We start from the raw sequence: 13578 nt of genomic DNA, 5'->3' as shown, positions 1-13578 counted from the left end.
GATGGATCTCAATCTCACCGACGAGCAACGCCTGCTGCGCGAAAGCGCGGAGCGCTTCGTGGCCGAAAGCTACGATGCGGATCACCGCCGCAAGATGGCGAACGACCCGCTCGGCTTCAGCCCGGCGGTGTGGACGCAATTCGCCGAGCTCGGCTGGCTGGCATTGCCGATCGCGGAAGAGTTTGATGGGCTCAGCGGCAGCGCGGTCGAGATCGGCATTTTGATGGAAGCCTTCGGCCGCGGGCTGGTGTCGGAGCCGTATATCGCAACAATCGTGCTTGGCGCTGCGTTGATCGAGCGATGCGGCAGCACGGCGCAGAAGCGGGCAATCCTGCCGAAGATCGCAGACGGATCGTTGAAGCTCGCGCTCGCGCATTCCGAGCGCGCGGCGCGGTTCGATCTTGCCAAGGTCGCGACCACCGCCCACAAGACGGCGCAAGGCTGGCGCCTTGCCGGCAGCAAGATTGCCGTGCTCGACGGCCATGCCGCCGACGAGATCATCGTCTCCGCCCATATCCATGATCATCAGGGTCCATCGGCGCGGATCGGCCTGTTCCTGGTCCCGGCGACGACGCCGAGTGTTGCGATCTCCGACTACGAGCGCCTCGGCGGCGGGCGGGCCTGCAACATCGAGCTGTCGGACGTGCAACTGCCAAAGGATGCCTTGCTCGGCAATGGGCATGACGCGCAACCGGCCATCGAATGGGCCGTTGACCGCGCCATGGCGGCACTCGGCGCCGAGGCCGTCGGCATCATGCAGGTGCTCCTGGACACCACGCTGGAGTACACAAAGATCCGGAAGCAGTTCGGGCGGCCGCTCTCGGCCAACCAGGTGATCCGCCACCGCCTCGCAGACATGGCGGTGCAGGTCGACGAAGCGCGCTCGATGGCGCTGCGCGCCGCGCTGAAGGTCGACGCCGATCCGGTCGAGCGAGCGCGGGCCGCGTCCGGCGCGAAGGCGAAGATCGGCAGATCCGCGCGTTTCGTCGGCGAGCAGTCGATCCAGCTTCACGGCGGCATGGGCGTCACAGAGGAACTCGAGGTCGGCGCCTATTTCAAGCGGCTGGTCGCGTTTGATACGCTGTTCGGCGGCAGCGCGCACCATTATGGCCGCCACGCCCGGCTTGGCCGCACCACCGTGCCTGCCTGATACAAGGAGCGCATCATGGACCTGTCGTTTAATGCCGAGGAGCGCGCCTTCCAGGACGAGGTGCGCGGCTTCATTGCCAGAAATCTCACCGACGAGATGAAGCGCGCGACCGCGCTGACACCATCCGTGTTTTCCGACCCCGATATCGGCATGGCCTGGCAGCGCACGCTGCACAAGCAAGGCTGGGGCGCGCCGGGCTGGCCGGTCGAGCATGGCGGTCCGGATTGGACGCCGGCGCAGCGCTGGATTTTCGAGACCGAGAGTGCGCGGGCCGGCGTGCCCAATGTCAACGTGATGGGCGTGAAGATGGTCGGGCCCGTCATCATCGGCTTCGGCTCGCCTGAGCAGAAGAACTTCTACCTGCCGCGCATTCTCTCCGGCGAGGACTATTGGTGCCAGGGCTATTCCGAGCCGGGCTCCGGCTCCGATCTCTCCTCGCTGAAGACCCGCGCGGTGCGCGACGGCGACGACTACATCATCAACGGCACCAAGATCTGGACCACGCATGCCCATCACGCCAACCGCATGTTCGCGCTGGTGCGCACCAGCGACGGACCGCGGCAGCAGGACGGCATCAGCTTCATCCTGATCGACATGAAGACGCCGGGCATCACGACGCGCCCCATCCTCACCATCGGCGGCGACCACGAGGTCAACCAGGTATTCTTCGACGACGTGCGCGTACCCGTGGCCAACCGCGTCGGCGAGGAAGGCAAGGGCTGGACCTACGGCAAGTATCTGCTCGAGTTCGAACGCGGCTCCGGCATCGCCTCGGCAAAATTGCGCGAAGGGCTGAAGGCGATCGCGGATCTCGCCGAATCGGACCTGACGGGCCGCGCGATCGACAGCCCTGACATCGCGACCCGCATCTCCGAGGTCGAAGTCGACATCGACGCGCTGGAGATGACCGAGCTGCGCGTGCTGGCGGCACTGCAGACCGGACAGAATCCGGGCGCGGTGTCGTCGATCCTGAAGCTGCGCAACAGCGAAATCCGGCAGGCGGTGACGCGGCTAGGCGTCGACGTGATCGGCCATGACGCCCTCGCGGTCGAGCCGATGCGCCCGCTCTACAAGCTCAACCACGAGCCGGCGATGCCGGAGGAGATGCTGACGGTGGTACCGGAATATCTGAACGGCCGCGCCTACACGATCTTCGGCGGCACCTCGGAGATCCAGCGCGATATTATTGCGAAGATGATGTTGGGGATTTGAACCGGCGGACAATTTGGTAACGCGCGCACCACAACTCAACGTCGTCCCGGCGAAGGCCGGGACCCATACGCCGTGACGAAGTTGTAGCGCGAAGCTGCTCACCAGCAGCCGTCGCCAAATCGGATTCGGTGGCTATGGGTCCCGGCCTTCGCCGGGACGACGAGTTGAATTTGTGGTGATAGCCAGCATAACAATGGCCGCTAAACGCCCACCTTCGCGTCCCGGATCGCCTGCCAGATCTTCTGCGGTGTCAGGGGCGTGTTGAGCTGGGTGATGCCGAGCTCGGCGAGCGCGTCCATCACGCCGTTGGTGACGCAGGGCGGCCCGCCGATGGCGCCGGATTCGCCGCAGCCCTTGGCGCCGAGCGGATTGGTGCGACACGGGGCAGAGTCATCCAGCGTCACCACGATCGGCGGAACGTCGTCGGCGCGCGGGATGCAATAGTCCTGGTAGCTCGCGGTGAGCAGCTGGCCGTCGGCATCATAGGACACGCCCTCATACAGCGCCTGGCCGATACCCTGCGCCACACCGCCATGGATCTGCCCCGTCACCAGCATCGGGTTCACGGCGACGCCGACGTCATCGACGGTGGTGTAGCGCACGACCTTGGACACGCCGGTCTCCGGATCGATCTCGACCTCGCAGATATGCGTGCCGTTCGGCCAGCTCGGACCATCCACCTCGCCTTCGGAATCGACGCTGAGTTTCGCGCCGCCTTCTTTCTCGGCAATGTCGAACAGGCTGATGCGGCGGTCGGTGCCGACCACGGTGAGCATGCCGCCCTGGTATTCGATGTCCTCAATCGAGGTCTCCAGCACGTTCGCCGCCTTCTCGCGCGCCTTCTGGATCAGATCGTTGGAGGAGACCGCGACCGCCGTGCCGCCGACGAACAGCGAACGCGAGCCGACGCTGCCGAAGCCCGTCGCCAGATCAGTATCGCCCTGGACCACGTCGATCTTGTCCATGGCAATGCCGAGCGTGTCGGAGATCATCTGGGTGTAGGTGGTCTGCAACCCCTGCCCCATCGCCATGGTGCCGGAATGCAGGACGACGCGGCCCTGCGCCGTCGCGTGCAGGCTGACCTTCTCGGTGTGGGCGCGGCCACCGGTCCATTCGATATAGGAGGTGAGCCCACGGCCGTAGAGCAGGCCCTTCTTCTTCGCCGCCTTCTTGCGCGCGGCAAAGCCGTCCCAATCCGCAAGCTTCACGGCACGGTCGAGCATGTGCGCAAAGGCGCCCGAATCGTAAACCTGCCCCGCCGCGTTGGTGTAGGGCAGTTGCGCCGGCTTGATGTAATTGGCTTTCCGGATCGCGCGCGGATCCATGCCGATTTTTCGTGCGGCCGCGTCGAACAGGCGCTCGACGATGAACACGGCCTCCGGGCGGCCCGCGCCGCGATAGGCACCGACCGGCGCGGTGTGGGTCATCACCGACTTCACCTCGAAATGCACCAGCGGCAAATCATAGACGCCGGTCTGCACGAACGGCCCGAGCACCAGCGGGATGATATTGCCTGCACCTGACGAGTAAGCTCCGGTGCAGCCGATCGACTTGACGCGGTAGGCCAGCACTTTGCCCTTCTCGTCGAGCGCGAAGGAAGCGGTCGAGGTGAGATCGCGGCCGTGGGTGCCACCGACGAATTCATCGGTACGGTCGCCGCGCCAGCGGATCTTCCTGTTCAGCTTGGTCGCAGCGTAAGCGACAATGCCGTCTTCGGGATAGAGACTGGTCTTCTGGCCAAAGCCGCCGCCCATGTCGCCGACCAGCACGCGCACGCTGTCCTTCGGACGCTTCAGCACGGCTTCGGCCAGCAAGTCGCGGGTGGAGCCCGGCGTCTGCGACTGCACATGCAGGAGGAGACGGCCGGTCTTCTTGTCGATCTCGGCAATGGTCGAGCGCGGCTCCATGGCCGACGGCACCAGGCGCTGGCTGACGAGATCGAGCTCGACGGTATGCGCCGCCTTGGCAAAAGCCTCGTCCACCTTGGCGGCATCGCCGTAAGCCATCGCGCCGACGATGTTGTCGGGCGCCTCCGGCCACACCACGGGCGCGCCGGGCTTGACCGCCTCGACGGGATCGACCACGGCCGGCTGCACGTCATATTCGACCACGATCGCTTCGGCCGCGCTCTGCGCGTCGGCACGCGAGGAGGCCACCACGGCGGCCACGGCCTCGCCGGCATAGCGCACGATTTCGTGGGCCAGCAGGCGGCGTGGCGGCACCGTCATCGGCTTGCCGTCGGGGCGTTTAAAGATGCTCAGCGTCGGGATGACGCCGATGTCGTCCTTGACGAGGTCGGCGCCGGTGTAGACGGCGGTCACGCCGGGCATCGCAGAGGCGGCGCCGGCATCGATCGAAACGATCTTCGCGTGGGCATGCGGCGAGCGCAGCAGGTACAACCACAGCGCGCCATCTTCCGGCTTGTCGTCGATGAACTGCCCCTTCCCGGTGAGCAGTCGCTGATCTTCCAAACGCTTGACGGGCTGCCCCGCTCCGAAACGCAAATTGCCGGGAAGAATGTTCATTCCGTGGGGTCCCTTAATCTCTCAAAAGCGGCTGCCTTTTAGCGGATCGAGGCATGCGAGACCAGCCGCGGTTTTGGGCGGTCTATCCACGATTTCGTCATGCCGGGCATAGGCCAGCGGAAGCGAAGCCGTCCTTTGGACGGCTAGCCCAGCTCCCGCAGGGCCGCCTCCACGATCTTGCGCGCATCGGCGGTGAGTGCGGCCTGCGGCGGGACGGGATCGCCGACGTCGTAGCCCTGGAAGGCCAGGCCGGCCTTGATGCAGGCCGCCAGGTTGAAGCGGGCAAAAGCCTCGTTGATGCGCCACAGCCTGCGCTGGAGCGCCATCGCCTCGTCCCAGCGGCCGGCCTTGCAGAGGTCGTAGAGCGCGACGCTCTGGCGCGGAATGATGCAGGCGGGACCCGCCATCCAGCCGAGCCCGCCGATCAGCATCACAGCGGCCGGGATGTGGGCGGAGGCCGAGAACACCCGCAAGGCATCGCCGCAGCGGTTCATGATCGAGAGCAGCCGGCCGGTGTTGGTCGAGGCGTCCTTGATGTAGCCGATGCGCGGATGTTCGGCGAGCCGCGCGATGATGTCGAGCGTCAGATCCGAGCGCTGGAATTGCGGATTGGTGTAGATCACGACGGGGATGTCCACGGCATCGGCGATGGCGCGGAAGTAGGATTCAATTTGGGCGTCGGCGAGCGGGAAATAGGCTTCCAGGATCGCCAGAATGCCGTCGGCGCCGAGCTTCTGATAAGCCTTCGCCTGCGCCACCGCGTCAGCCGTCGAGGTGGAGGCGACGCCCGCGACCACAGGCACGCGTCCCCTTGCCGCCTCGATCGTGGTCTGCACGATTGCGGTGCGTTGGGCGGCGTTGAGATAGGCGAACTCACCGGTCGAGCCGAGCGGGGTCAGACCGTGGACGCCGGCGCCGATCAGATCGTCGCAGAGCTTTGCGAGGACGTTGGTCCGCACAGCGCCATCGGCATCGACGGGCGAGACGAGATAGGGGAAGACGCCGTGAAAATCGGACATGTCAGCTGTGAATCCCGGAAACTGGCCAGCGCCTGACCGGTCTTACCAACGCTCGCGCCGGCGATCAAACCCTGATCAGCCGCACCCGCGTGCCCCAGGGATCGATCGCCTCCACGCCATTGGCAAGGGACGTGACTTTCGCGCCGCCCTTGCGCAGGCGTTCGCCCTGCGCGGCAAGCAGCTCCGGCTTCTCCGTCACCAGCGAGAACCAGGCGAGCCCTGTTGCCTGATCGTCGCGTTGGCCGGCGCCCTGGCTCTGCCAGACATTCATGCCGAGGTGATGGTGATAGCGGCCCGACGACAGGAACGCGGCACCGTTGCGGCTGCGGGTCGGGTCCAGGCCGATGGCACCGTGATAGAATCGCTCGGCCTGCGCGAGATCGCCGACACGCAGATGCATGTGGCCGATGCGCAGACCGTCCGGCGCCCTGGCATAGTCGGCCACGCGCGTATTGGTCAGCGACAGCAGGTCGGGGATGTTGAGCTCGTCGGAGGCCATCTTCACGCTGCCCTCGCTCCACTGCCATTGCGAGGGATCGCGGTCGGCGTAGACCTCGATGCCGTTGCCTTCGGGATCGTCGAGATAGACGGACTCGCTGACGAGGTGATCTGCAAAGCCCGACAGCGGCACACGATGCGAGGCCGCGTGCACCAGCCAGCGCGCGAGGTCCTTGCGCGTCGGCATCAGGAATGCGGTGTGGTAAAGGCCGGCGGCGTTGCGCAACTCTATCTCGGCATCAGGACGGGCCTCCAGCACCAGCAGCGTGATGCCGGCCGTGCCGAGGCTAGCAGCAGTTGCCGAGCGTGCCATCACGGTGAGCCCGATGACGTCGCGGTAGTAGTCCGCAACCTTGTCGACATTTTTCACCCGGAGCGTCACCATGCCGACCCGCATCGGCGTGCGGCTGGCATAGGTCGGCCCGCCGCCCTGCGGCGTGCCCTCGGCGCGCGCCGCGCCCGCAGCCGCCATTGCGAGCGAGCTGGCGCCGGCGAGTTGAAGCAGGGTGCGGCGGGTAAGGTCGATGGTCATCGGTCAGGCTCGCTGAAAATCGTGAAGGCGGCGCAATTTCGCGATTGCTACACGTTCCCGTGAGCGGCTCCCAATCACATGTTCGTCGGCCGTGATCTTACGGACCAGCTTCCCTGCTTATTTCCTGGCCATGCGGCCAGTTACGCAATCGCCCGCGACATCCCAGATTGAGGTCAGCTTACAGGAGCCTGCCATGACCGCCTCAACTCCCCTGACTTCGCTGTCGTCCGCGCTCGCGGACGTCGTGGCGCGCACCGCGCCATCCGTCGTCGCCGTGCATTCGCATCGCTCCCGCGCCACCGGCTTCGTCTGGAAACCCGGCCTGATCGTCACCGCCGACGAGGCGCTGGCCGACGAGGGAGACGTCGAGATCGGCCTCCCCGACGGCAGCACCGCAGCCGCCACGATCGCAGGCCGCGACCATACGACGGATATCGCACTGCTGCGCGTCGATAGCGCGATTGCCCCGGTCAAGCTGGCCACAATTGTGCCGCCCCTCGGCGCGTTGTCGGTCGTCGTCGCCACCAACCGCGATACGCCGAGCGCCGCGCTCGGGATGGTATCGGCCTCCGGCAAGAGCTGGCGCTCCTTGCGCGGCGGCGACATCGACGCGCGGATCGAGCTCGAGGTCCGCTTGCGCTCCAGCCAGCAGGGCGGCCTTGCGCTCGATGCATCGGGCGAGGCCTTCGGCATGGCCGTTCTCGGCCCGAGGCGTGTGCTGGTGATCCCGACAGCGACGATCGAGCGGGTCGCGGCCCAGTTAGAGGCGCGCGGGCGCATCGCACGCGGATATCTCGGCCTCGGGCTCCAGCCGGTCCGGCTCGACGACGGCGTCGGCGCGATGGTGATGAATGTCGACAAGGCCGGCCCTTCGGCCGCGGCCGGCATCCGTCAGGGCGACGTCATCGTCGCCGTCAACGACCAGAAGCTGTCCGGCGTGCGTGCACTGTCGCGGACGCTGGGACCGGCGAGTGTCGGCACGGTGGTCGATGTCGCGGTACGCCGCGGCGGCGAGCCGGTCAGCTTCAAGGTCACGATCGGCGAGAGGCCGGCGGCGTGAGCGAGGACATCGCGCCCGAGATCGTGCTGGCTTTGGAGATCGACGATCCCGCCCTCGCCGATCGTCTGGCGGCCCTGCTCGGCAACATCGCCGGGCTTCGCCTCGCCGAACCCGGCGAGAAGGCCGCGGCGGCGATCGTCACCCGCGATCCCCGCATCATGCCTGAGGACATCGCGCTGACCCAGCGCGAGCTCGACGTGCTGGCGCTAATGGCGGAAGGTGGCTCCAACAAGATGATCGCGCGTCAGCTCGGCATTTCCGTCCACACCGTGAAATTCCATGTCGGCTCGCTGCTTGACAAGCTGGATGCCACCGGCCGCACCGATGCGGTGGCTCATGCGGCACGCCGCGGCGTGATCGAGCTCTAGGGCGGGTGCGGCGGGAAGCTGAGCTGGACCGTCAGGCCCGGCGCGTTGTCGTGCAGGGCAATCCCGGCGCCATGGAGGCGAGCGACCGCGGCGACCAGGCTTAAGCCAAGGCCGTTACCGGGGGTGTAGCGGCTCTGCTCGAGCCGGTAGAAGCGCTTGAACACGTGATCGCGCTGATCCGCCGGAATGCCCGGACCGTCGTCGACGATCGCGATCACTGCCCCCTCATTTGCACTGCGGCAGGTGACGGTCACCTGCCCGCCTTCACAGCCGTGCTTGATCGCGTTGTCGACGAGATTGGCGACGGCGTCGAACAGGAGGTCGCGATCGCCCGTGATCGCCACCTCGCGATCGCCGCCCAGGGTGAGCCGCGTCGCGACTTGTTCGGCGGCGGCATCGTAGAGCTCGACGACCTCGCCCGCGATTTCCGCGAGATTGAGCGTGCGAAACGCGCTGCGGCGGGCGCGGGTCTCGATCTCCGAGATGCGGGTGATGGAGGCGAACATGCCGAGCACGGCGTCGAGATCGGCGATGGTGTCGCCGATCAGCGCCGCGTCGGCCTCGCCGTTGCGAGGGGCGTGATAGGCCTTTTCCAGCCGGCCGCGCATGCGCGTCAGCGGCGTGCGCAGATCATGGGCGACGTTGTCGCTGACCTGCTTGACCTCGCCCATCAGTGTCTCGATGCGGTCGAGCATCTGGTTGAGGTTTTCGGCGACGCGGTCCCACTCGTCGTGACTGCCGCGCAAGGGAATGCGCTGGTCGAGGCCGGACATCATGATGGCCCGGCTGGTGGCGTTGATCTCCTCGATTCGCCCGACCGTGCGGCGCGTCACCAGCACCGCGGCGAGCCCCGCGAGCACCAGCATCAGCACGGCGACAGCGGCCATTGCGATCTCGATCATCGCGGTGAAGCCGCCGTGGTCGCCGGCATCGCCGACCCGGCTCTGCACATAGGCGATCGTGCCGAAATAGACATAGGTCATGATCGCCGCGACGATCAGCCCGAACGCGGCGATCGCGATCAGCGCCAGGCGGAAGGTCGAGGAGCGGAGCGTTTTAGCCAGGAGCACGGAGACAATATCCGATGCCGCGGATGGTGTGGATCAGCGGATAGGCCTGGGCATCATCGACCTTGCGGCGGACCCGCCCGACATAGACGTCGATGATGTTGGTGGAGGGATCGAAGTGCAGATCCCAGACATGCTGGAGCAGCATCGCACGCGAGACGACGCGGCCCTCGTTGCGGACGAGATATTCGAGCAGCTGGAATTCCCGCGGCAAGAGCGGAATCTTCCGGCCGCGGCGGTTCGCGCTGCGTGCGATCAGGTCGATGGCGAGATCACCGACCCGCAGGATCGTCTCCTTGGCAACGGTGTCGCTGCGCCGGCCGAGCGCCTCCAGCCGCGCCAGCAATTCGGTGAAGGAGAACGGCTTGACGAGATAATCGTCGCCGCCGGCGCGCAAGCCCCGCACGCGATCGTCGACTTCGCCGAGCGCGGAGATAATCAGAAACGGCGCGGCGATGCCGTCGTCGCGCAACTGGCGCATCACGGTGATGCCGTCGATGTCCGGCAGCATGCGGTCGATGGTGATCACGGCATAGTCGCGCGCGGCGCCGTGGCTGAGCGCTTCGCGCCCGGTGGCGGCGAGATCGACGTCGTAGCCAGAGATCGTCAGCTCCTCGACGAGCTGGCCTGCGGTTTCCGCGTCGTCCTCGACGACCAGAATGCGGCGGTGACCTCCGGTCATGACAAACTCTCCGCGACGATCGCCACCAGACTATCCCGTTCCGGGGCTGAGCGGAACCGCCCGATGACGATCGCGACAATGGTGCGGTATGGCGATGCTAGTACCAAGAGTCTCCGCACACATTGACCCATTGCCACCCATAGGGCGTCAAGCTCCTGCGCCAGCAGCCGTCATTGTAGCCGGCATAGTAATAGGGCGCGCCGAAGACGGCGAAACGACGGAAGTGACGGTGATGGAAGAAGGCGTGATGGCCGTGCCAGCCGGCACCGGCAAAGCGTGGGCCAATCGCGGCATGCGCGAAGCGCGGTCCACCGAAGCCTGGTCCGCCAACATGGGCAAAGCGCGCACCGCCCATGCCACCTACATGCATGCCGCCGAAGCCACCGGCGTGCATACCGCCACCGAAATGCCCACCACCGCCGAAATGTCCGCCGCCACCGAAGCCGCCATGTCCGCCACCGCCGAAACCACCACCGCCGTGACCGCCCCCACCACCGCCACGGGCAAGCACAGGCGAAGCGAGCGCCATCACAGCGGCGATCGACAGCGCCGTGAGGCCTTTGAGAATCCTATTGTCCATCGAAGCATCCTCCGTGCTGCGCGGCGATATTTCTACCGCGCGAGAAGGATCAGATGAGAGCAAGGGACTGGCACCTTCAACTTACAAACGCGCCAGATTCTGACGCGGAAGTTAGGGAGAGGACCGGCTCTCTCCTCGTCATTGCGAGGAGCACTTGCGACGAAGCAATCCAGACTGCCACCGTGGAGAGATTCTGGATTGCTTCGCTGCGCTCGCAATGACGATGCGGACAGATCTCGCCATATGTCGAGCGGCTCACCCTCTCGCAGAACAACGGAGAGAGAGTTTACGCCCGCTTGCCGCCGTTCTTCTCGGCCGCGCGGCGCAGGGCTTCGGCGAGCGCACCGCCGCCACCGGAAGATTCCTGCTTGCGCGGGGCCGCCGACGTCATGCGGGAGGGATTGCGCGAGCTGTTGTCGCGCTGCATGCCGGGCGCGTCCTTCTTGGCGCCGACCTCGTCGTCGAGCCGCAACGTCAGCGAGATGCGCTTGCGCGCGACCTCGAAGTCCAGCACCTTCACCTTGACGATGTCGCCGGGCTTCACCACCTCGCGCGGATCCTTGATGTAGGTCTTGGACATCGCCGAGATGTGCACGAGCCCGTCTTGGTGCACGCCGATGTCGACGAAGGCGCCGAAGGCGGCGACGTTGGTCACCGTGCCCTCGAGGATCATGCCCTTCTTGAGGTGCTTGATCTCCTCGACGCCATCCATGAACACCGCGGCCTTGAACGCCGGACGCGGATCGCGGCCGGGCTTCTCGAGCTCGCGCAGGATGTCGGTGACGGTCGGCAGACCAAACGTCTCGTCCACGAAGTCTTTCGGCTTCAGCGTGCGAACGATGTCGCTGCTGCCGATCAACGCCTTGATGTCGCTCTTGGTGGCGCTGAGAATCCGGCGCACCACCGGATAGGCTTCCGGATGCACGCCGGAGGCGTCGAGCGGGTCCTCACCGCCGAGGATGCGCAGGAAGCCCGCGCACTGCTCGAACGCCTTGGGACCGAGCCGGGGCACGTCCTTCAGCGCCTTGCGCGACTTGAACGGACCGTTGGCGTCGCGGTGTGCCACGATGCTCGAGGCAAGGCCGGAGCCGACGCCCGACACGCGCGCAAGCAGCGGAGCTGACGCGGTGTTGACGTCGACGCCGACGGCATTCACGCAGTCTTCGACCACGGCGTCGAGCGATTTGGCGAGCTTGGCCTGGCCGAGATCGTGCTGGTACTGGCCGACGCCAATCGCCTTGGGTTCGATCTTGACCAGCTCGGCGAGCGGATCCTGAAGCCGCCGCGCGATCGACACCGCACCGCGCAGGGTCACGTCGAGGCCCGGCAACTCCTCCGAGGCGAAAGCCGAGGCCGAATAGACCGACGCGCCGGCTTCCGACACCACGATCTTGGTCATCTTCAAGTCGGGCAGGCCCTTGACGAGGTCGGCCGCGAGCTTGTCGGTCTCGCGCGAGGCGGTGCCGTTGCCGATCGCGATCAGCTCGACGCGATGTTTCAGCGCGAGCTTGCCGAGGATCGCAAGCGCCTCGTTCCACTGCCGCTGTGGCTCGTGCGGGTAGATCACGGCGGTATCCACGACCTTGCCGGTCGCGTCGGTGACGGCGACCTTGACGCCGGTGCGGAAGCCGGGATCCAGGCCCATGGTGACGCGGGTGCCGGCGGGCGCCGCGAGCAGCAAGTCGCGCAAATTGGACGCGAACACGCGCACGGCCTCGGTCTCGGCCGCATTCCACAGCCGCATGCGCAGGTCGATGTTGAGATGCACCTGGATCTTGGTCCGCCAGGCCCAGCGCACGGTGTCGATCATCCAGCGGTCGCCGGCGCGCTTGAGGTCGGCGATGCCGAACCGCTTCATGATCTTCAGCTCGTAGACGCTCGGCACGCCCGGCGGCGATGCTTCGGTCTCGGCCTGAATCTGGAGATCGAGGATCTCTTCCTTTTCGCCGCGGAACATCGCGAGGATGCGGTGCGAGGGCAGCTTCGTCAGCGGCTCGGAGAACTCGAAATAGTCGGCGAACTTTTCGCCCTCGGTCTTCTTGCCGTCGCGCACCTTGGAGGCCATGCGCGCATTGGTCCACACCTCCTCGCGAAGCGCGCCGATCAGGTCGGCGTCTTCGTCGAAGCGCTCGACCAGGATGGCGCGGGCGCCGTCGAGTGCCGCAGCGGCATCGGCAACGCCCTTCTCGGCATTGACGAAGGCTTCGGCGACGACCTTCGGATCGTTGGTCGGCTCGGCCATCAGCTGATTGGCGAGCGGCTCCAAGCCGGCTTCCTTGGCGATCTCCGCCTTGGTGCGGCGCTTCGGCTTGAACGGCAGATAGATGTCTTCGAGGCGCGCCTTGCTGTCGGCGGCGAGAATGGAGGCTTCCAGCGCGGCATCGAGCTTGCCCTGCTCGCGGACCGATTCGAGGATGGCCTTGCGGCGGTCCTCGAGCTCGCGCAGGTAACCCAGGCGCTCCTCCAGCGTGCGCAATTGCGCGTCGTCGAGCGCACCGGTCGCTTCCTTGCGGTAGCGGGCGATGAAGGGAACCGTAGCGCCGCCGTCGAGCAGCGCCACTGTCGCTTCGACCTGCTCCGCCCGAACCCCAAGCTCCTGCGCAATTTTCTGGTTGATATTTGCCACGCGAGAATCCCTCTATCCAAGCACGCGTCGCGGAGGCGAACCACCGGCTGCGGGACGCCGCTTATGGACCAATCGGGGTTGATTCATCAAGGTGCGGCGGACGACCGTCGACAAGGGATTTTTTGTCGAAGCGATGCGATCTCGCCACAATCGTGGGAGCGACGCAGACGGCGCACATATTCCACCGTCGTCCTGGCGAAAGCCAGGACCCATACCGCGGAATCCATCGATTGTGGGCGGTATCAATACCGAACGACAA

The 13578-nt window shown here is 66.1% G+C and carries 11 protein-coding genes; 4 read left to right on the top strand and 7 right to left on the bottom strand.

Going from position 1 to position 13578, the window contains the following annotated elements; all coding sequences use genetic code 11:
• The first annotated feature begins 1 nt into the window (after nucleotide 1).
• Together C7G41_RS30025 and C7G41_RS30020 are read left to right on the top strand one after the other, a co-directional pair.
• Nucleotides 2–1150 carry an acyl-CoA dehydrogenase family protein gene (locus tag C7G41_RS30025; protein ID WP_106945919.1) on the top strand — a complete coding sequence of 383 codons (1149 nt, stop codon included), beginning with the start codon at nucleotides 2–4 and terminating at the stop codon, nucleotides 1148–1150.
• A 15-nt stretch (nucleotides 1151–1165) separates the two neighbouring features.
• The gene (locus C7G41_RS30020) at nucleotides 1166–2362 is read left to right on the top strand and encodes an acyl-CoA dehydrogenase family protein (protein ID WP_106945918.1); all 1197 of its coding nucleotides are present in this window, start codon (nucleotides 1166–1168) and stop codon (nucleotides 2360–2362) included.
• A 200-nt stretch (nucleotides 2363–2562) separates the two neighbouring features.
• Here C7G41_RS30020 and C7G41_RS30015 read toward each other — a convergent pair whose 3' ends face one another.
• From C7G41_RS30015 to C7G41_RS30005, 3 genes are all read right to left on the bottom strand, one after another.
• On the bottom strand, nucleotides 2563–4887 hold the full coding sequence (locus tag C7G41_RS30015) for a xanthine dehydrogenase family protein molybdopterin-binding subunit (protein WP_106945917.1): 2325 nt from the start codon (nucleotides 4885–4887) through the stop codon (nucleotides 2563–2565).
• A 143-nt stretch (nucleotides 4888–5030) separates the two neighbouring features.
• Nucleotides 5031–5906 (bottom strand): dihydrodipicolinate synthase family protein, encoded by an 876-nt coding sequence (locus C7G41_RS30010; RefSeq protein WP_106945916.1) that lies wholly within the window; start codon nucleotides 5904–5906, stop codon nucleotides 5031–5033.
• Between the two features lie 64 nt (nucleotides 5907–5970).
• On the bottom strand, nucleotides 5971–6936 hold the full coding sequence (locus C7G41_RS30005) for a VOC family protein (protein WP_106945915.1): 966 nt from the start codon (nucleotides 6934–6936) through the stop codon (nucleotides 5971–5973).
• 193 nt (nucleotides 6937–7129) lie between these two features.
• Between C7G41_RS30005 and C7G41_RS30000 the strand changes: the two genes are divergently transcribed.
• The gene (locus tag C7G41_RS30000) at nucleotides 7130–7996 is read left to right on the top strand and encodes a S1C family serine protease (RefSeq protein WP_106945914.1); all 867 of its coding nucleotides are present in this window, start codon (nucleotides 7130–7132) and stop codon (nucleotides 7994–7996) included.
• Nucleotides 7993–8364: a response regulator transcription factor gene (locus tag C7G41_RS29995; protein WP_106945913.1), complete on the top strand. Its 372-nt coding sequence runs from the start codon at nucleotides 7993–7995 to the stop codon at nucleotides 8362–8364. The genes C7G41_RS30000 and C7G41_RS29995 overlap by 4 nt, the downstream gene beginning before the upstream one ends.
• Here C7G41_RS29995 and C7G41_RS29990 read toward each other — a convergent pair.
• The 4 genes from C7G41_RS29990 to C7G41_RS29970 form a co-directional block, all read right to left on the bottom strand.
• On the bottom strand, nucleotides 8361–9434 hold the full coding sequence (locus C7G41_RS29990; RefSeq protein ID WP_106945912.1) for a HAMP domain-containing sensor histidine kinase: 1074 nt from the start codon (nucleotides 9432–9434) through the stop codon (nucleotides 8361–8363). The two genes, C7G41_RS29995 and C7G41_RS29990, sit on opposite strands and share 4 nt — an antisense overlap.
• A complete protein-coding gene (locus C7G41_RS29985; protein WP_106945911.1) occupies nucleotides 9421–10113 on the bottom strand; it encodes a response regulator transcription factor in 693 nt (230 codons plus the stop codon). The genes C7G41_RS29990 and C7G41_RS29985 overlap by 14 nt, the downstream gene beginning before the upstream one ends.
• A 97-nt stretch (nucleotides 10114–10210) precedes the next feature.
• Nucleotides 10211–10693 (bottom strand): hypothetical protein, encoded by a 483-nt coding sequence (locus tag C7G41_RS29980; protein WP_106945910.1) that lies wholly within the window; start codon nucleotides 10691–10693, stop codon nucleotides 10211–10213.
• A gap of 286 nt (nucleotides 10694–10979) precedes the next feature.
• Nucleotides 10980–13319: a Tex family protein gene (locus tag C7G41_RS29970; protein ID WP_106945908.1), complete on the bottom strand. Its 2340-nt coding sequence runs from the start codon at nucleotides 13317–13319 to the stop codon at nucleotides 10980–10982.
• Nucleotides 13320–13578: the final 259 nt, after the last annotated feature.

Source organism: Bradyrhizobium sp. MOS002 (assembly GCF_003020115.1).
Classification (GTDB): Bacteria; Pseudomonadota; Alphaproteobacteria; order Rhizobiales; family Xanthobacteraceae; genus Bradyrhizobium.
This window is presented reverse-complemented; position numbering and strand designations above follow the sequence as displayed.